The 19,776-nt window shown below is 35.9% G+C and carries 13 protein-coding genes; 12 read left to right on the top strand and 1 reads right to left on the bottom strand.

What is annotated here, in order from left to right; translation table 11 throughout:
- Nucleotides 1–375: 375 nt before the first annotated feature.
- The 9 genes from AC4FQ3_RS21465 to AC4FQ3_RS21425 all read left to right on the top strand — a co-directional run bounded on the left by AC4FQ3_RS21465 (nt 376) and on the right by AC4FQ3_RS21425 (nt 15,694).
- Nucleotides 376–3,501 (top strand): SusC/RagA family TonB-linked outer membrane protein, encoded by a 3,126-nt coding sequence (locus AC4FQ3_RS21465; RefSeq protein WP_491183232.1) that lies wholly within the window; start codon nt 376–378, stop codon nt 3,499–3,501.
- Nucleotides 3,502–3,517: 16 nt separating this feature from the next.
- Entirely contained in the window at nt 3,518–4,996 is a 1,479-nt protein-coding gene (locus AC4FQ3_RS21460) for a RagB/SusD family nutrient uptake outer membrane protein (RefSeq protein WP_491183231.1), read from the top strand.
- Nucleotides 4,997–5,021: 25 nt separating this feature from the next.
- The gene (locus AC4FQ3_RS21455; protein WP_491183230.1) at nt 5,022–6,590 is read left to right on the top strand and encodes an arylsulfatase; all 1,569 of its coding nucleotides are present in this window, start codon (nt 5,022–5,024) and stop codon (nt 6,588–6,590) included.
- Nucleotides 6,591–6,668: 78 nt separating this feature from the next.
- On the top strand, nt 6,669–8,603 hold the full coding sequence (locus tag AC4FQ3_RS21450) for an arylsulfatase (protein WP_491183229.1): 1,935 nt from the start codon (nt 6,669–6,671) through the stop codon (nt 8,601–8,603).
- Between the two features lie 342 nt (nt 8,604–8,945).
- A complete protein-coding gene (locus tag AC4FQ3_RS21445) occupies nt 8,946–10,019 on the top strand; it encodes a sterol desaturase family protein (RefSeq protein ID WP_042563029.1) in 1,074 nt (357 codons plus the stop codon).
- Nucleotides 10,020–10,108: 89 nt separating this feature from the next.
- Complete coding sequence (locus tag AC4FQ3_RS21440) at nt 10,109–10,822, top strand: rhodanese-like domain-containing protein (RefSeq protein ID WP_491183228.1); 714 nt, start codon at nt 10,109–10,111, stop codon at nt 10,820–10,822.
- 140 nt (nt 10,823–10,962) lie between these two features.
- Nucleotides 10,963–12,582, top strand: a complete 1,620-nt coding sequence (locus tag AC4FQ3_RS21435) for a sulfatase-like hydrolase/transferase (protein ID WP_491183227.1) — start codon at nt 10,963–10,965, stop codon at nt 12,580–12,582.
- A gap of 112 nt (nt 12,583–12,694) precedes the next feature.
- Nucleotides 12,695–13,957, top strand: a complete 1,263-nt coding sequence (locus tag AC4FQ3_RS21430) for a YeiH family protein (RefSeq protein ID WP_491183226.1) — start codon at nt 12,695–12,697, stop codon at nt 13,955–13,957.
- A gap of 96 nt (nt 13,958–14,053) precedes the next feature.
- Entirely contained in the window at nt 14,054–15,694 is a 1,641-nt protein-coding gene (locus AC4FQ3_RS21425) for an arylsulfatase (protein WP_491183225.1), read from the top strand.
- A 91-nt stretch (nt 15,695–15,785) separates the two neighbouring features.
- On the opposite strand, the gene rocD is transcribed toward AC4FQ3_RS21425, so the two are convergent.
- Nucleotides 15,786–17,036, bottom strand: coding sequence for an ornithine--oxo-acid transaminase (rocD, locus tag AC4FQ3_RS21420; RefSeq protein WP_491183224.1), 1,251 nt, complete (start codon nt 17,034–17,036; stop codon nt 15,786–15,788).
- A 203-nt stretch (nt 17,037–17,239) separates the two neighbouring features.
- Between rocD and AC4FQ3_RS21415 the strand changes: the two genes are divergently transcribed.
- The 3 genes from AC4FQ3_RS21415 (at nt 17,240) to AC4FQ3_RS21405 (ending at nt 19,773) form a co-directional block, all read left to right on the top strand.
- Nucleotides 17,240–17,692, top strand: coding sequence for an Lrp/AsnC family transcriptional regulator (locus AC4FQ3_RS21415; protein WP_491183223.1), 453 nt, complete (start codon nt 17,240–17,242; stop codon nt 17,690–17,692).
- 111 nt (nt 17,693–17,803) lie between these two features.
- Nucleotides 17,804–18,577 carry a dienelactone hydrolase family protein gene (locus AC4FQ3_RS21410; RefSeq protein ID WP_491183222.1) on the top strand — a complete coding sequence of 258 codons (774 nt, stop codon included), beginning with the start codon at nt 17,804–17,806 and terminating at the stop codon, nt 18,575–18,577.
- Between the two features lie 230 nt (nt 18,578–18,807).
- Nucleotides 18,808–19,773 carry a DUF3667 domain-containing protein gene (locus AC4FQ3_RS21405; protein ID WP_491183221.1) on the top strand — a complete coding sequence of 322 codons (966 nt, stop codon included), beginning with the start codon at nt 18,808–18,810 and terminating at the stop codon, nt 19,771–19,773.
- Nucleotides 19,774–19,776 lie beyond the last annotated feature (3 nt).

Below are 19,776 nucleotides of genomic sequence, written 5' to 3'. Positions count from 1 at the left end.
TTTCTGTTGTTGTTAATCTCTCGACCTTAAATCGTTTATCTTGATTTCCTTTAAATCAAATATAGAAACGAACCTTTTAAAAATTCACCAAAGCATAGCTTTAAATTTTTCCAAAAATCTATTTGATACATTTATTTGTGTCAATATGATTCTTGAAACTATATCTGTAAAATCCAAAAAAAAATAATTAATAACTAAATAAACTAACAATGAAAACAATGCACAACTGCTGTAAATAAATAAAAAAAGCCATTTCTGCGGCAACAGAAATGGCGAGGCTTAAAGAAAATTTATCGCTAAATAAAAAGAACCGTAGAGAGTTGAAAAATCAACTTTCAAGGCTCCTTGTTAATTACTAAAAACCAATACAAAGAAATGAAAAAATATTTAAACATATACTCATTACTATTTCTCCTGTTGCTTTCGGCAGGAATAAACGCCCAAAATACAACCCCGCTTATACAATCAAAACTCGACGGAACAGTTGTCGATGATGTTACAAATCAGCCTATTATTGGAGCGTCTGTAGTTATTAAAGGTACTACTCACGGAGTACAGACAGATGCAGAAGGGAAATTTTATTTTCAAACAGGTCAGAAATTTCCATATACCTTAATTGTAAGCTACATAGGATATAAAAAAGCCGAAATAATTGTAGAAAAAAATCCAATTACTATTAATTTAAAAGAAGAGCGCCAGGAACTTGATGAATTAGTTGTTGTAGGTTACGGTTCTCAAAAAAGAAAAGATATTACAGGTTCTGTAGCTTCGGTGCCAAAAGCAAATTTATCTCAGGTTACTTCATCGGCAGATAATTTACTGCGAGGCGCTATTTCAGGAGTTGTAGTTACACAAAGTTCAGGTCGTCCCGGAGCTTCATCAAGTGTACGTATTCGTGGAGGAAACTCGATTACAGCCGGTAATGAACCACTTTATGTGGTAGACGGAATCCTGATTTATAATGATAACAGCAACAGTTCGGCAGGAGTTTCGTTTGCGGGAGCATCAGTCAATGTTTTATCAACTATTAACCCTGCTGATATTGAATCTATTGAAGTATTAAAAGATGCATCGGCAACAGCTATTTACGGATCTCGTGGTGCAAATGGAGTTGTAATTATTACTACCAAAAAAGGAACTAAAGGTCAGGATAATATTTCGTATCAGGGTTATTTTGGAGTTCAGTCGGTTTCAAAAAAGCTGGACTTAATGAATGCTTCACAATGGGCAAGTTTGCGTAATGATGTTCAGGCAAGTATTGGTCAGACACCTTCTTTTTCTGCCTCGCAAATTGAGGCTTTTAAAACTTCTGGCGGATATGACTGGCAATCTGCAGCTTTTGTAAGAGCAGCTCCGGTTCAAAATCACCAATTATCATTTTCGGGCGGAGATGAAAGATCAAGATATGCAGTTTCTGCAGGATATTTTGATCAGGAAGGAACTGTAATTGGTTCTGATTTTAAAAGAATTTCGCTTAGAATCAACTATGAAAAAAACTATTCTCAAAATTTTAAATTTGGTGTAAACGCCAATTACAGTAATTCAGTTTCAAATGGTGTAGGGACAAATAATGCTGGCGGAAGAAATCCAAACCCATTAGTGAGTGTTGCACTTACGGCTCCGGTTGTACCCATTAAAAATGAAGACGGAAGCTATAATGTTACCAATAATCCTTACGCAACTTCTGTAAATGGATATGTTCCAAACCCTATTAATGATTTGGAAAATACTATCAATGAAACTAAAATCAACAGAATTTTGACGAGTTTATTTGGTGAATATAAAATAACCAAAAAACTAACGGCAAAAGTTGCAGTAAGTGGCGACGTTATCAACACTAAACAAAACTATTATGCTCCGGCAAATACCACAAACGGTGCCGGAACTAAAGGACTGGCTTCTGTTGGAGACAGATTAGTAAGTTCTGTTTTGAATGAAAACACGCTGAACTACAATACTACTTTTGGTGAAAACCATAAATTCTCGGCTTTAGGCGGTTATACACTTCAATATACACAAGGAGAAACAGTTACAGCGGGAGCAAATACTTTTGTAAATGATGCGAATACGTACAATTCTTTGCAGGATGGTGTTCCTGTAAAACCCTACAGTGATGCATTCGAAAGTGTATTAAAATCATGGTTAACGAGAGTCAATTATTCATATAAAGGAAAATACAACTTCACATTATCTGCGCGTGCAGATGGATCTTCGAGATTTGGTGCAGAATCACTTTGGGGTTATTTTCCTTCTGCAGGATTTTCATGGAATATTACAGATGAAGAATTTGCTAATAATATTAAAGGCGTAACCGAAGCCAAACTTAGAATTACAGCGGGAACAACAGGAAATCAGGAAATTGGAAATTACCTTTCTTTAGCACAAATGGGTTCTGTTAATTACTCTTTTGGAGGCACATTATATACAGGATTGGCTCCTACCCGATTGGCAAATCCGGATTTGAAATGGGAAAAAACCAATCAATATAATGTTGGTTTAGACTTATCATTATTAGACAGAAAAGTAAATTTTGTTTTTGATGTGTATTACAAAAAAACAAACGATTTGCTTATCAATGTTCCGGTTCCGTTGACTTCAGGATACGCGACTGTTCTTCAAAATATTGGCGGAGTTGAAAACAAAGGGATCGAAATTGGTTTGACAACAGAAAACGTGAGAACAAAAAACTTCTCCTGGAATTCAAACCTTGTTTTTTCTGCAAACAAAAACAAAGTAGTTTCTATAGGAAACGGTGTTGATCAGTTTTTTCCGGTAGTACCAAACGGATCTTTATTGCAGCAACAGCCTGTAACCGTAAAAGTTGGTTTGCCTTTAGGAACTTTCTGGGGATACAGAACAAACGGGATTTTCCAGACTCAGGAAGAAGTAAATACGCAGCCTAAAATAAACAGTCTTGCGAATACAAGGGTGGGAGACAGAAAATATGTTGATACTAACGGCGATGGCGTAATTACGGCACTTGACAAAGGAAATCTTGGCAGTTCACAGCCAAAATTTGTTGGAAGTTTTAGCAATACTATTTCATACAATGATTTTGATTTGAATTTCTCTTTCCAGGGATCTTATGGTGCTAAAATATTCAATGCATTAAATCAGCAATTAGAGATTTCTACTCTGGGAACTAATGCTGCAGCAACTCTTGAAGACAGATGGACACCAACAAACCCGAGTAATGAAATTCCGAGAGCATCAAGTTCTCCAGTTGGAATTGTTTCTGAGCGTTATGTAGAAGATGCTTCATTCCTGAGATTGAAACTGATCACTTTAGGATATACTTTACCTAAAAGCGTTTCTTCAAAATTAGGGGCAAAAAGTGTCAAGTTTTATGTATCTGCAGAAAACCTGATTACGTGGACAAAATACACAGGTTATGATCCTGAAGTAAGTTCATACGAACAAAATAATTTATATCCGGGAATCGATTTTGGATCTTATCCAAATTCAAGAACCTTCATTTCAGGACTGAACGTAACTTTTTAAGTAAAAAAAATATACAATGAAAAAGATATTCATAACAACAATATTAAGTGTCACGCTATTGGTTTCGTGCGCTGATCTGGAGGTAACTCCAACCTCTTTTGTAACCGAAGACAATTACTTTAAAACACAAGACGATGCTGTGGCAAGTGTAACAGCCGTATATGCCTCTTTAAGTCTTGATCCGGGAGAGCAAAGTTTATTTGGAAGAAATCTTTACTTCCTTACCGATATGGCAACAGATTATGCATCGGCAGGAGTTTCTGCTACAAACCCACAGGTAAGAGCATTGAGCAGTTTAACGCATGATGCCACTTCAGACCGTGTTCAGGTAGCGTGGAGACAAATTTATGCCGGAATCAACAGAGCCAATGTTGCTATTGATAATATTCCGAAAGTTTCTGGTTCTGAGGTTGTAAAAACAAGACTAATCAATGAAGCGAAGTTCATCAGAGGTTTATTATACTTTCAGGCAGTTCGTCTTTGGGGAGGTGTTCCAATTGTTTTGCACGAGCCAACTTCTATTCAGTTAGAAAGTTTAAAATCGAGAAGAGCAACTGTAGATGAAGTGTACAATCAGATTATTTTAGATTTAAAAGATGCTGAAAGCCTGCCTGCAACTTATACCGCTGCAGATGCCGGACGTGCCACATCAGGAGCTGCAAAAGCTATTTTGTCAAAAGTATATCTTACCAGAAAAGATTGGCCAAATGCGATTGAAAAAGCCAATGAAGTAATTAATGGCGGATACGGATATGCGCTTTTTGAAGATTTTCAGGACATTTTTACCAAAACAAAAAAGAACGGAAAAGAACATATTTTCTCTGTTCAGTTTGAGCCAAATCAGGCAGGAAACGGATCTAGCGGAAGTACTTTTCAAGGAACATCTTTTACAGGATTTACAGCAACAGAACCGGCAGATATTATCTCTGATGTTGCTTTGTTTTATGATATTTATGCGGCAGGCGATAAAAGAAGAGATGTAAGTTATGCAAAACAATTGCTAAACCCAACTACAGGAACTTTGTACACTTTTCCGAAACCACTCTTTAAAAAATATCTGGATTTAAGCAATTTGGCAACTCCGGGAAATGTGGCTATTAATTTTCCTGTAATTCGTTATGCGGATATCCTTTTGTCTTTGGCAGAAGCCATAAATGAGCAAGGAGCACCAACACCGGAAGCTTACGAATTAATCAATCAGGTGAGAAGAAGAGCTTTTGGAAAACCAATTACTACGCCAGACCCAACGGTTGATTTATCGGGCTTGACCCAGGACACTTTTAGAGCGGCAATTCAGGAAGAACGCAAAAAAGAATTTGTACAGGAAGGTCAGCGTTGGTTCGATTTAGTTCGCTGGGGAACTTTGGTTACCGAAGTGAAAAAAGTAACAGCTAAAAACTCGGTTTCAGAAAAAAATAATTTATATCCGATTCCGCAAAGCGAAAGAAATATCGACCCGGTTGGATTGCCACAAAATCCGGGCTACGGAAATTAATAAAAGGCTTATACAAGTAAATAAAATGATTAAAAAACTGTTCCTACTTGCCCTATTGGTTGTTGTACAATTTCAGCTGTTTGCACAGAAAAAGCAACCTAATATCATCGTCATTTTGGCAGATGATTTAGGTTTCTCAGATATTGGTGCTTTTGGCTCAGAAATTAAAACGCCAAACCTGGATAAACTCGCTACAAACGGGCTTATTCTAAATCAGTTTTACAATGCTGGGCGTTGCTGTCCTTCGCGCGCTTCATTACTCACGGGTCTGTATTCACATCAGGCAGGTATTGGAGACATGGTGCAGGACAAGGGGTTCCCAGCCTATCAGGGCTATTTAAGCGAACATTGCATTACGATTGGGCAAGCACTCAAACAGGCAGGATACAACACGATTGTTTCCGGAAAATGGCACGTTGGTTTAGTACCATCCGCCTGGGCGGTGAATCGGGGGTTTGATGATTCTTTTACTTTACAAAATAATGGAAGCAGTTATTTCAACTCAGAACCTTTGTATAACGACGGTAGAAAAGTTACTTTTTTAAAAGGAGATCAGGAAATTATCCGCAAGGATACTTCTACTTATCTGACTCAGGAAATTACCAATTTCGCTATTAATTCTTTAGAAAAACAAAGAAATCAGCAAAAGCCTTTTTTTCTGTATGTTGCTTATAATGCACCGCATTGGCCCATTCAGGCATTGCCCGAAGATATTGCCAAATACAAAGGTAAATACTTGGAAGGATGGGATAAATTGAGAGCAAGCCGTTTTAAAAAATTAAAAGAACAAGGCATCATTGATAAAAATTGGGACTTATCAAATCGTTTTGAAAAAGTGCCGGATTGGGAAAAACTAACTGCCGAAGAAAAAGACAAATGGGATACAAGAATGGCAATTTACGCTGCTATGATTGACCGAATGGATGCCGGAATTGGAGAAATCCTGCAAAAAGTGAAGTCTTTGGGAGAAGAAGATAATACCCTTATTCTTTTTCTTTCGGATAATGGCGGAAGTGCCGATGATGTAAAAAATTGGAATTACGTAACTCAAAAAAATGGAACACCGGGTTCGGTTGCGTCGATTGATAGTTACGAAAGTCCGTGGGGAAATGTGAGCAACACACCTTTTCAATTATTCAAAAAGAACACCCACGAAGGCGGTATAGCTTCTCCTTTTATTGCTTATTACCCAAAGCATATTAAGGCAGGCACAATAAGCAACAGGGTAAGCCATTTGATTGATATTTTTCCAACTTTTCTGGAGTACGCGGGTTTTCAATATCCAGATTCTTTTCAGGAAAAAAAACTTACAGCTCTAGAAGGCATTAGCTTAAAAAAAGAATTTGAAGAAAAACAATCTAAGACACATGAAGCTTTGTTTTGGGAACATGAAGGCAGCAAAGCAGTAAGAAAAGGGAAATGGAAAGCAGTAGCCGAAAACAATCAGCCCTGGGAATTATACAATCTTGCAACTGACAGAACAGAGACAAAAAACCTGGCAAAATCAGAACCAAAATTGCTACAGAATCTGATTGAATTACATCAGCAATGGTCAGCAAAAGTAGGTGTCGAAGATTGGAATAAAATAAAATAGTATAGTAAAATACAGATTACATGATTATAAGTTTAAACAACTAAAATTATTACTTAATCAACCATAAAACTATTTAAAATGAAAAAAATTAATCATAACAGCACAATCAAAAATCCTAAAAAAGGGCTTTTGATTACTGCACTTCTTGTAACACAATTAGGAGCATTTCAGGGATTTGCACAATCAAATCCCGATCAGGAATTTAAAGGTACAATTGGAAAAACCACAGCCGATTCTAAAGAATATTGGCCTGATCCGGTTACAGCGCCAAAAGGTGCACCAAACGTAGTCTGGATATTATTAGATGATGTTGGTTTTGGAGCTTCGAGTTCTTTTGGAGGTTTGATCCAGACGCCAACATTTGATGAACTGGCCAATAACGGTTTACGTTATACCAATTTCCATACAACAGCTATTTGTGCTCCTACCCGCGCCGCTTTATTGACAGGAAGAAATTCTGGAAGAGTGCACGTTAGCGGTTTCTCTCACACGGTTTTATCTGCAGGTTTTCCGGGTTGGGATGGTAGAATTCCATCTGATAAAGGAACAATTGCAGAGATTTTGCGTGACAAAGGATACAACACTTTTGCCGTTGGTAAATACGGTTTGACGCCAGATGAAGAAGCTTCAGACGCGGGTCCGTTTGACAGATGGCCAACAGGAAAAGGATTTGAACACTTTTTTGGTTTCTTAGGATCACAAACAGATCAATACAAACCTGATTTAGTAGAAGATAACACGCATATTGTTCCTGATGGAAGGCATTTAACAGAACAAATTACGGACAAAGCGATTACATACATTAAAAACCAGCATAAAGCCGCGCCAAACAAACCATTCTTTTTATATTATGCACCGGGAGCGGTTCATGCACCTCATCAGGTGGAAGAAAAATGGAGCGATCCATACAAAGGAAAATTTGATGACGGTTGGGATGCTTACCGCGAAAAAGTATTGGCAAACCAAAAGAAATTAGGCGTAATTCCTGCCAATGCCGTTTTACCGGAACGTAACCCGTTGATTGCTGACTGGAAAAAATTAACGCCGGATCAGAAAAAAGTGTACGCCCGTTTTATGGAAGTTTACGCCGGATATCTTACCTATACCGATTATGAAATTGGAAGAGTTGTTAATTATTTAAAAGAAACCAATCAGCTTGAAAATACTTTGATCTTTGTTGCGATTGGCGATAACGGAGCGAGTAAAGAAGGGACAACACAAGGTGTAATCAATCAAAATCTTTTTGCCGGCGGTGTATCTGACGAGAAAAATCTTCAGGATAATTTAAATAATATTGGCGAAATCGGAACTGCAAAAGGTTTGAATACCAATTTTCCTTTAGGTTGGGCGCAGGCTACAAATTCACCTTTCAAAAACTGGAAACAAGATGCACATTCTGAAGGTGGAACGCGTAATCCGTTGATTGTTTATTATCCAAAGGGAATTAAAGAAAAAGGCGGCATCAGAAATCAATACAGCCACGTAACAGATTTATTGCCAACAACATTGGAGATTGTTGGAATTAAAGCACCAGAAACGATTCGCGAAATCAAACAGGATAAAATTCAGGGTTCTACTTTTTATGCTTCTTTAAATGATGCAAAAGCAGAATCACTTCACAAAGTACAATACTATTATATTTTTGGAAACAGAGCAATTTACAAAGATGGATGGAAAGCCGCTGCGGCACATCTTCCGGATTCTTTTGCATTGAAAAATAATTTAGGCAAAAACGAAAAACCGGCACCAAGTAATTTTGATGCTGATGTTTGGGAATTGTACAACTTAAACGAAGATTTTAACGAACGTAATAATCTTGCGAAAAAATATCCTGAAAAACTGGCTGAACTAAAACAATTGTTTGATGAGCAAGCAAAAGAAAATAATCTTTACCCGCTAATTGACTGGCAGGATGTTTTTAGCAGAAGAATACATAATAACGGAACTGATAAAGGCAAAAATCTTCAGGAGTTAATTCGTCAGGCTAACAAACCGGCTGGTACTACTAATTAACTTATAATAGAGCTAACCTGCAAGGTTTTGAAAACCTTGCAGGATTACGTTAAAAATAATATAACAAAATTTCAAAAAAATAATCAATAAATTCTACTAAATCCATAGAGTTAAAAGAATTTATTTTTTATTTTTGTCAAACAAGCTAATCCACTGAATTTCAAATGCAAAGTTTGAGGTTCAAATCAAATAAATAATAACACAAAACACAAGATAATGAAACGAGTAGACTATGAAATTATCGGAAAAAAAATTATCGTGGGTATAATTTTATTTTTAGTTCCGCTGGCGATTCTGGCCGGAGGCTTAACCTTAATAAATCAATTTTTAAAATAAAAAATTATGGCAGCAACACAAAATTCAAACAGTAAATTGACAAGAGATTTGAGTATTAGTCTTTTGATATATTCATTGCCGGTTGTGGCAATTTTCCTTTACTTTAAATTAAGCAACGGACTTGTAGCAGAATCTCATGTTACGATACCATCATTTTTAGAATTTGCAAAACCTGCTTTTCAAAATATACGCACCTGGGGATTAACTGTTTTCATGCTGGTTTTGGGAGCAATAGAATTTGGCGCTGGTTTATACGACGATCAATGGACGGGCGAAGAGCGTAAGATTGATATTGTAAGTTTTCTGGCTCCAAAGTTAATCCTGCCTCCTATTATTGCATTTTTCAGCTTAACGGCTTTGCCATATTTAATTCCAAATTTGGCTAATACACTTTCATGGGTTCCGTTTTGGGGAGGTTTTTTCCTTATTGCTATTGCCGATGATTTGACACAATATTGGTACCACAGACTTCACCATCAGGTTCCGTTTTTATGGCGTTTTCACAGAACACATCATTCGGCTCCATATATGGGAATGGCGATGGCTTCGAGACAAAACTTTATTTATACTGTTTTCTTTTCTCAAATTTATTTGACAGCCACTTTAACCTATTTAGGTTTAGGTTTACCGGCTCTTTTTGTTTTGGTTATTAAAAGTTTTATCACTTTGGGCGCACACTCAAGCATTGCATGGGACAAACCTTTCTACAAATACAAAGTTTTACATCCAATTGCATGGGTTTTAGAACGTTTGATTTCGACTCCGGCAACGCACCACGCACACCACGCAGATACAAGCGGTGACGGTGTTGGACACTTTAAAGGCAACTTCGGAAATATGTTTTTCATTTGGGATATGATCTTCGGAACGGGTTTAATTACACGTAAATTCCCAAAATCATACGGAATGAAATCATACAAACAAGAAGAATGGTACGCGCAGTTTTTGTGGCCAATATTCAAATCTAAAAAAGAAGGAAGTGCTTTGGCAGAAGGCGTTCTGGCTGTACCGTTAAAACCAAAAGCAGAAGAAAATCTCGCACCAAGTCCGGTTTATTACGACGAGCCTGCTCAGGTATAAAACCAAACAAAATCAATCAAATAATAATTGGCAGTGTATTCGAAAATAATCCCGAATACACTGCCAAACTTATGCAAAAACCAAACTTTATGACAAATAAAACACTCAAAAACAGCATTATAACCTTTATACTGCTTTTTACAATTGCGGGTTTTTCACAAGGAAACAGTGCCAATATATTGTTGGATGCTTTTTATTCGAAAATTAAAAGTCAAAAAAATCCACAGATTGTTGATGCCAGAGGAAGCGACGAATTTGCCTTAAATCATATTGAAGGCGCGGTAAATTTCAACCTGAAATCTGAAGATTATGAAAAGCATGTTGCAGCTTTAAATCCGTCGCAACCTGTATTTATTTATTCGATTGCTGCTTACAGAAGCGGGCTTTTATCTACCGATTTAGCCAAAAGAGGTTTCAATGAAGTCTATATTCTCGAAGGTGGAATCGCAAGCTGGATTGGCAGCGGAAAACCTTTTTACAGCAATTTAAAAAGTAAATTATCAATAGACGAATACAAAAAAATCCTTGCTGATAATCAATATGTTTTGGTAGATATTGGTTCTAAATATTGCGCCACCTGCAAAACCGTAAAACCCATTTTAGAAAACATCAGAACTCAATATGGTGAAAAACTCAAAATTATCGAAATTGAATTGGAAGAAAGCCCGCAGGTAATTGCCGATTTAAAAACCGTAAAGGTCTTCCCTACTTTGATTTTATATCAAAATGGAAAAATCATTTTCAAAAAAGATGGTTTAGGAAATCTTAAAAGTGATGTTGATGTGGCTTTGGCACAAAACTAATGTTTTCAATCCTCCTACAAGGCTTTCAAAACCTTGTAGGTTTAAATTACGCTCAAAGATTTGAAGTGTTTCATACTTAAAATATACCTACAAGGTTTTGAAAACCTTGCAGGAAACGATAGAGATTAAAATCAAAAAACATGGCATCATTCAAAAGAATAAAAAAAATCCTTATTCCAATTCTGCTTGTACTTTTTATTGCGGTACTATTTTTATTCTGGCCTATTAATACAAACGGAAAATTAATAGAACCTGATAAAAAATTAGTCGAAGGAAAAAAGGAATTTCTGGCACAAAAAGACACATCAAAATCATCAGAAAAGAAACCAAATATTATCATTCTTCTTGCCGATGATTTAGGCAAATATGATATCTCATTATACGGAGGAAAATCAACGCCAACACCACAAATTGATTCTTTGGCGGCTTCTGGCGTGACTTTTACAGACGGTTATGTTTCGTCTTCGATTTGCTCGCCTTCGCGTGCGGGTTTGTTGACGGGTCGTTATCAGGAACGTTTTGGACATGAATATCAGCCCGGAGACCGATATCCAAAAAATAACCTGGAATATTATGCTTTCAAATATTTGATTAATACGAATAGCTGGCGATTAAATCAAAAAATAGAATACCCAAATGAAGCTTCGATAGCCACTCAGGGTTTACCACAATCTGAAATTACGTTTGCCGATTTAGCAAAAAAACAAGGATACGCCACAGCCATAATCGGGAAATGGCATTTGGGACACAACAAAGGATTTTTTCCACTGGACAGAGGTTTCGATTACCATTACGGGTTTTATCAAGCGTTTTCGCTTTACACGCCCGAAGATGATAATCCGGATATTATCAACCATCATCACAAAGATTTTACAGATAAAATGATTTGGGGAAATGGCCGTGTCGGAATCGGGCAAATTCGTCGCAATACTACCATCATAAAAGACAAAGCTTATTTAACAGAAACATTTGCTGACGAAGCCGAAGCTTTTATCGATAAAAATAAAACCAAACCTTTTTTACTTTATGTTCCGTTTAATGCGCCACACACGCCATTTCAGGTTCGAAAAAAATATTACGATCGTTTTCCGAATGTAAAAGACGAAAACAAACGCGTTTATTTTGCCATGATCAGCGCGCTTGATGACGCTATTGGAAGAATCGTTGCCAAAGTAAAAAAAGAAGGTCTTGAAGAAAATACCTTAATCATTTTTGCCAGTGATAACGGTGGTGCCGATTATACTTTCGCCACAACAAATGCGCCATTAAAAGGAGGTAAATTTTCGCATTTTGAAGGCGGTATCAATGTTCCGTTTGCACTTTCGTGGAAGGGAAAAATCAAACCGCATACGGTTTACAAAACTCCGGTAAGTTCACTGGATATTTTTAGTACCATTGCTGCTGTTACGCATTCCGGTTTACCAAAAGACAGGGTTTATGATGGTGTTGATTTGATCTCGACAGTTAACAATAATACAGAAGCACACAAAAATTTATACTGGCGTTCCGGTGATGCAAAAGCGATTCGAAGCGGTGACTGGAAATTAATCATCAGCGGAAAAACGCATCAGGAATGGCTTTATAATCTGGCAAACGATAAATCTGAAACGACAGATTTGGCTCAAAAAAATCCGGCAAAAGTAAAAGAGCTTCACGCTGCTTTGCAAAACTGGGAAAAAGGTCTTGTAAAACCTTTATGGCCCAATTTAACCTATTATGAATTTGACTTTGGAAAACAAAAATACTTTGTCGATTTGTAAAAGTTACAGAAGTCCTGCAAGGTTTTCAAAACCTTGTAGGTCTATAATTCACTCGCTATATTAATAACTATACCTACAAGGTTTTGAAAACCTTGCAGGAAATAAACATAAAATGCCAACTACCTCAAAACAATTTAATATTCACGAAGACTGGACAGTCGTTATTCTCGGATTTCTAATTATCGGGATTTCACTATTTGTTTTTCTTCCGGAAGTTCCCATATTCAAATGGTCAAACGGAGCAGAATTAAGTAATGATGTTTTTGCTTTCTCGAATTTGAAACTCATCATAACCCAATTTATTTATCTAATCATTATTGGAACACTCGGGGCTTTTTTAATTGGAAAATCGGTAAAATATTTTCTATTCGTTTTTCCGATAGTTTATATTTTAACGGTCATTGCACTTATTCTGGCAGGAAATTCAGAAATAAAAGCGCTCAATTTAGAAGCCGTTATTTTCAGTTTAATTATCGGATTACTGATAGGCAACTTTTTCAAACTTCCCGAATGGTTTCGATCTGCACTTGCTACAGAAGTATTTGTAAAAATCGGATTGGTTTTATTGGGAACAAGTGTTATTTTTTCAGACATTCTAAAGGCCGGTTCTTTAGGATTAATTCAGGCTTTGGTCGTGGTTTTATCGGTTTGGTATTTTGCTTTTTGGCTTTGCCGAAAATTAAAAGTCGATGATGAACTCACCATGATGATTTCTAGTGCGGTTTCTATCTGCGGTGTTTCTGCTGCTATTGCCACTTCGGGTGCGATTAAAGGCGATTCAAAAAAACTGTCTTATGTAATTTCGATGGTTTTGGTAACGGCAATTCCCATGATGATTTTTATGCCAATAATTGCCCGATATTTTAATTTTCCTGAAGAAGTTACAGGCGCGTGGCTTGGTGGAAGCATTGATACCTCAGGCGCAGTTGTCGCTTCCGGAACTTTGGTTGGTGAGACGGCGCTGAAAATTAGTACGATTGTAAAATTCTCCCAAAATGTTTTATTAGGATTAGCCGCTTTTGCAATTTCCGTTTATTGGACTTATACACATAATAAATCAGATGAAGCTGTGGCATCAAAACCAACTTTGGGCGTTATCTGGGAACGTTTTCCAAAATTTGTTATTGGCTTCATTGTCGCTTCACTGGTTTTTTCCTTTTTAATTACACCAGAAGTTCGTGATGAAGTAAAAGACAGTTTGAAAAATTTACAAGGCATTTGGTTCGCATTAGCTTTTACAAGTATTGGACTCGAAACAAACTTTAAAGATTTACTCGGCAACAATAGCAAAAAACCTTTGTATGCTTTTTTAATCGCGCAATTATTCAATGTGATTATTACGCTGATTATTGCTTTTTTGCTGTTTGGTAAATAAATTTAAAGACTTTACTTTTCTTCGAGAACTTTGTCAAAGTTTGAAACTTTGACAAAGTTAAACACAATGATTTCGACATATAAAATATCAACTATAATGAAAAAAACACTTATTACATTCAACCTTTTATTAGCTCTTAGCTTTTCAATTCATTCTCAAAATAACTCCAAACCAAACATCATTTTAATTATGGTCGACGATATGGGTTATTCTGATTTAGGAAATTACGGCTCGGAAATTAAGACACCCAATCTCGATAAACTGGCACATGAAGGTTTACGCTTGCGCGAATTTTACAATAACTCGATTTGCGCGCCAACGAGAGCTTCTTTATTAACCGGACAATATCAACATAAAGCCGGAGTTGGTTTTTTTGATGTTAATTTAGGATTGCCGGCATATCAGGGATATTTAAACAAAGAATCTTTGACTTTAGGCGAAGTTTTTCGCTCTGGCGGATACAGCACAATTCTATCCGGAAAATGGCACGTAGGTTCTGAAGATCAGGCGCAATGGCCAAATCAAAGAGGTTTCGATAAATTTTACGGCATTTTAAAAGGTGCCTCTAATTATTTTGATACTAAACCTTTGCCTTTTGGGAAAACACCTTATCCGGTAAAACTAATTCGTAATAATGAAGAACTGCATCCAAAAGATGACTCGTATTATTTTACAGATGAAATTGGAAATAATGCGGTTACTTTTCTGGAGGAACAAAACAAAGAAAACAAACCTTTCTTTTTGTATCTCGCTTTTACAGCACCACATTGGCCGTTACAGGCAAAACCGGTTGATATTGCAAAATACAGAGGCAAATTTGATGAAGGCTGGGATGTTTTAAGAGAAAAAAGAATTCAGAAACTAAAAGAAAACGGGATTTTACCAGCCGACCAAACCATTTCTGCAAGAGATCCCGAAGTTCCGGAATGGAATAAATTAACGTATGACGAAAAGCAATTCTGGAAAGCAAAAATGGAAGTTTACGCCGCAATGGTCGACAATATGGATCAAAACGTTGGTAAAGTTCTGGATAAAATAAAAGCGTTGAAAAAAGATAAAAACACGTTGATTATTTTCATTTCAGATAATGGAGCTCAGGGCGGTTTTAATACTTATAATCCGCTTGGAAGAGGTTTGGTTCGAAACGAAGGACCTGTTGGAACTTCAGGATCATTTGATTATCAGGAACAAAACTGGGCTTATTTGTCTAATACACCGCTTCAGCAGTATAAAAACAATATGCACGAAGGCGGATTTAGTTCGCCGTTTATTGCATGGTTTCCATCAAAAATAAAAGCGAATCGTATCGATAAAGGAACCGGACATATTATTGACCTTGCTCCTACTTTTTACGAATTGGCCGGAATTGAATATCCAAAAAAATATAATGGTGCGATCACAAATCCTTTGGCTGGAAAGAGTTTATTACCTGTTTTATTTGATAATGTTTCGCAGGTTGATAGAGGCGCACCATTATTTTGGGAAAGAGCAGGAAATAGAGCCGTTCGAGATGGTAAATGGAAATTAGTTTCGACTTATCCGTCGTATGAATGGGAGCTTTATAATATTGAAACCGACAGAGGTGAAACAACCAATGTTGCAAAACAAAATCTTGCAGTTGTAAACCAACTTTCTACCAAATATTTTGATTGGGCAAACCAAACAGGAGTTGTCGAATATAGCAAATTCAACGCCAAACCGGAGCAAATGCCAGGCGGTGCGGCTCTAAAGAAATAATTACTTTTTTTGATATTTTAAGTAATTATAACGAAAAAGCGTTCGCCAAGGCGAACGCTTTTTTATTTAATAAAGTAAGTTGAATTAATATTTATCTAAAATCATTCAAAGATTTCTCGATGATTTCAAGACATTCCGCAATTTGAGTTTCTGTCATAACCAATGGCGGTGCTAATCTAATTTTATTTCCGTGGGTTGGTTTTGCCAATAATCCGTTGTCTCTAAATTTCAGGCAGATTTCCCAGGCCAAATCAGAATCTTCACTGCAATTAATTACAATGGCGTTTAATAAACCTTTACCTCTAACTAAAGTAATTAAATCGTTACGCTCTGCAATTTCGTTTAATCCTTTTCTTAAGATGATTCCTAAACGTTCTGCGTTTTCAGCCAGATTTTCTTCTTTTACTACTTCAAGAGCAGCGATTGCAACTGCGGCAGCAACAGGATTTCCTCCAAAAGTAGAACCATGCTGACCCGGTTTTATCACATTCATGATTTCATTATTCGCCAAAACTGCCGAAACCGGATAAACTCCGCCAGAAATTGCTTTTCCTAAAATCAAAATATCAGGTTGTACATTTTCATGATGTACAGCCAATAATTTTCCGGTACGCGCAATTCCCGTTTGAACCTCATCTGCAATGAATAAAACATTGTGTTTTTCGCAAAGTGCTTTTGCTTTCGCCAAATATCCTTCAGAAGGAACATAAACTCCGGCTTCACCCTGAATTGGTTCTACCAGAAATCCGGCAATATTTTTTGATGATTCTAAAGCTTTTTCAAGAGCTTCAAGATTATCATATTCAATTTTTATAAATCCATCTGTAAAAGGTCCGAAGTTTTTACGGGCACTTTCATCATTCGAAAAGGAAATAATCGTCGTCGTTCTTCCGTGAAAATTATTTTCACAAACAATAATCTGCGCCTGATTTTCGTGAATTCCTTTTACTTCGTATGCCCATTTTCTACATAGCTTCAAAGCCGTTTCAACTGCTTCGGCACCTGTATTCATTGGTAAAACTTTATCAAAGCCAAAATAATTGGTTACAAATTCTTCGTAGTTTCCTAATTTATCATTGTAAAAAGCTCTCGAAGTCAAGGTCAGTTTTTGAGCCTGATCGACCATTGCTTTTACAATTTTAGGATGACAATGTCCTTGATTTACTGCAGAATATGCAGAAAGAAAATCATAGTATTTTTTACCGTCAACATCCCACACATATACACCTTCGCCTCTTTCTAAAACTACCGGAAGCGGATGGTAATTATGAGCTCCGTATTTATTCTCTTTTTCGATTAAAACTTCCGATTTAGACGAAAGAATTTCTTGTGTATGTGCCATAATATTTCTTTTTATTGAAACAAAAATATAAAAATTATTTATTTATAACGAATAAAACACATATTTTAACTCATTAATTAGTGATAAAAAACCAAAGTGACTTATTTATCCATAATAAAAAGTCATTTTAGTATTTGAATATAAACATCTAATCAGACTTATTTTTATCTTTACCATAAATTAGAACGTAAAAAATAGTTTGCATGGATATTTTAGATGAGTTTGACATAAAGATTATCAAAGAATTAGAAAAAGATGGAAGAATTGCTTATTCTACAATCGCAACTAATTTAAAAATCTCAAATACAATGGTGCATCAGCGCATTAATCGTTTATTTGAACAAGGCATAATTACCGGCATCAAACCTATTTTAAACGAAAAACAAATTGGTTACGACTGGGCTTCGTTTACGGGAATTACGCTTAATAAAGATTCTGATTCTGAACGTATTATTGAGGCTTTAAAAGAAATTCCGGAAATTACAGAATGTTATTTTGTAACGGGTTCGTTTACACTTTATTTAAAGATTACGGCAAAAAACCACGAACACATGCGTAAAATATTATATGAAAAAATCGATAATATTCCCGGAATTGCCAAAACGGATTCTATGATAGAATTAGGATGTGCTTTTAAAAGGAATATTTCTTTATAAAATATAATAATTCCTTCATTTAATTTCAAAAATACAAACCTCAAAAGAAAATTCTTCTGAGGTTTTTTTGTAGCATTTTATTTCTGATATTTGTTTTAAAATTGTAAGATCATGAAAAATACCACTATTCTAATTTTATCTATTATACTGTCTGCTAACACTATAAATGCACAGTTAAAACCAGTAAAATATTCAGAAGGAAAACAAACATTAAACGGTTTATTTATAAAATCTGCCAAAAAAAGCAGTAACAATCCAGGTATTTTGCTTTTACCGGCATGGCTGGGAATCGACAATGCATCTAAAGGAATTGCCGAAGAATTATCAAAACTAGGCTATCATGTTTTTATCGCTGATATTTATGGCGAAGGAAATTATCCAACTAATACAGCCGAAGCTGGAAAACAAGCGGGTTATTACAAAACAAATTTTGCTGATTATCAAAAAAGAATCAATGCGGCTTTGCAGGAATTAATCAAATCCGGAGCAAATGCAGATAATATTGTCGCTATTGGATATTGCTTTGGCGGAACAGGAGTTCTTGAAGCCGCCCGCGGACATTTGAATTTAAAAGGTGTTGCTTCATTTCATGGTGGTTTAGGTAAAGATGCAGCGCGTGCCGTTGAACCAATTACGACGAAAGTCTTAGTTTGTCATGGTGCTGATGATCCTTATGTTTCAAAAGAAGAAATTACGGCTTTTCAACAGGAAATGCGTGATTCAAAAGCCGATTGGCAAATGATTTATTATGCAAATTCTGTGCATTCGTTTACAAATCCAGAGGCCGGAAATGACAATTCAAAAGGTGCTGCTTATAATGCTGTTGCCGCAAAAAGATCTTTTGAGCATTTACAGCTGTTTTTAAATGAAGTGCTGAAAAAATAAAATGGCACGCGGATTAAACGGATTAAACGGATTTACGCTGATTTTTTATTAAAATCATTCTAATCATTTAATCTGTGGCAAAAAACAAGAACACTGATAACGCGGATTGAACGGATTTACGCAGATAATTATTTACTTACAGGAAAAAAAACCAGCGTAAATCCGTTTAATCCGTAACATCCGCGGGCAAAAAAAACTAAAACCAAAACCAAAAACCAACCAAATTACCAATGTCACACAGCCCTATTAGAAAAGACAAAACCTGCCTGAATTGCAGGCACGTTGTCGAACAAAAATATTGTCCGAATTGCGGACAGGAAAACACAGACAGCCGAAAAACGTTTCATCATTTATTTATTCATTTTTTTGAAGATTTAACGCATTATGAAAATGCTTTTTGGAAAACGATTCGAAACTTACTTTTTAAACCTGCTACTTTAACTAAAGAATATCTTTCAGGAAAAAGGTTGTCTTACCTGGCGCCGGTTCGTCTTTATATTTTTATCAGTTTTATTACGTTTTTAATGATTGCATTGTTTCCCTCTCACGTAACGGAGAATCTGCAAAAAAGTGAAAAAGATATTACCACAAACCTTATCAAACAGGATAAAAAAGGAATTAAGAATTTTCAGCAAAATACACATTTCAAATTGAGGACGATGAAAGAAATCGACTCGATTCAGAAATATGGAAAACCAAGTGAAAAATATACTGACTTTGAATATTGGCTTTACGAAAAAGTAATACACGTTACCGAAAAAAATACGAAGGGGGAAATTATAGAAAAATTCATCGAATCATTCGTACATAATATTCCTAAAATATTATTCATCATAATGCCCTTCTTTGCATTCTTTTTATGGATTTTTCACAATAAAAAGAAATGGTATTACTTTGATCACGGAATATTTACGCTGCATTATTTTTCGTTTTTGCTTTTGATATTTCTCATACTCTTTATTATTCAGAAGATTACTGATTTGCTCGGAAGCGGTTTTGGCTTTATAGCCGATATTACAAATTTTGCGGGTATCCTTTGGATGTCTTATTATTTTTATCCGGCACATCACCGTTTTTATGGCGAAAGCAGAATTGTCTCTTTTATTAAAAGTGTATTCTTATTCTTTATAAACTTCTTTTTTATTGTATTTTTACTAACTTTTTATGTTTTTTACATATTCATTAATTTACACTAAACC

The organism is Flavobacterium sp. AK-345 (genome assembly GCF_058310175.1).
The sequence above is the reverse complement of the archived record's forward strand: the minus strand, read 5'-3'. Positions and strand labels throughout refer to the sequence as shown.

Bases quoted from the DNA above. Each gene is read 5' to 3' on its own strand.
- AC4FQ3_RS21465 (WP_491183232.1), top strand. From the start codon at position 376: ATGAAAAAATATTTAAACATATACTCATTACTATTTCTCCTGTTGCTT.
- AC4FQ3_RS21460 (WP_491183231.1), top strand. From the start codon at position 3,518: ATGAAAAAGATATTCATAACAACAATATTAAGTGTCACGCTATTGGTT.
- AC4FQ3_RS21455 (WP_491183230.1), top strand. From the start codon at position 5,022: ATGATTAAAAAACTGTTCCTACTTGCCCTATTGGTTGTTGTACAATTT.
- AC4FQ3_RS21450 (WP_491183229.1), top strand. From the start codon at position 6,669: ATGAAAAAAATTAATCATAACAGCACAATCAAAAATCCTAAAAAAGGG.
- AC4FQ3_RS21445 (WP_042563029.1), top strand. From the start codon at position 8,946: ATGGCAGCAACACAAAATTCAAACAGTAAATTGACAAGAGATTTGAGT.
- AC4FQ3_RS21440 (WP_491183228.1), top strand. From the start codon at position 10,109: ATGACAAATAAAACACTCAAAAACAGCATTATAACCTTTATACTGCTT.
- AC4FQ3_RS21435 (WP_491183227.1), top strand. From the start codon at position 10,963: ATGGCATCATTCAAAAGAATAAAAAAAATCCTTATTCCAATTCTGCTT.
- AC4FQ3_RS21430 (WP_491183226.1), top strand. From the start codon at position 12,695: ATGCCAACTACCTCAAAACAATTTAATATTCACGAAGACTGGACAGTC.
- AC4FQ3_RS21425 (WP_491183225.1), top strand. From the start codon at position 14,054: ATGAAAAAAACACTTATTACATTCAACCTTTTATTAGCTCTTAGCTTT.
- rocD (WP_491183224.1), bottom strand. From the start codon at position 17,036: ATGGCACATACACAAGAAATTCTTTCGTCTAAATCGGAAGTTTTAATC.
- AC4FQ3_RS21415 (WP_491183223.1), top strand. From the start codon at position 17,240: ATGGATATTTTAGATGAGTTTGACATAAAGATTATCAAAGAATTAGAA.
- AC4FQ3_RS21410 (WP_491183222.1), top strand. From the start codon at position 17,804: ATGAAAAATACCACTATTCTAATTTTATCTATTATACTGTCTGCTAAC.
- AC4FQ3_RS21405 (WP_491183221.1), top strand. From the start codon at position 18,808: ATGTCACACAGCCCTATTAGAAAAGACAAAACCTGCCTGAATTGCAGG.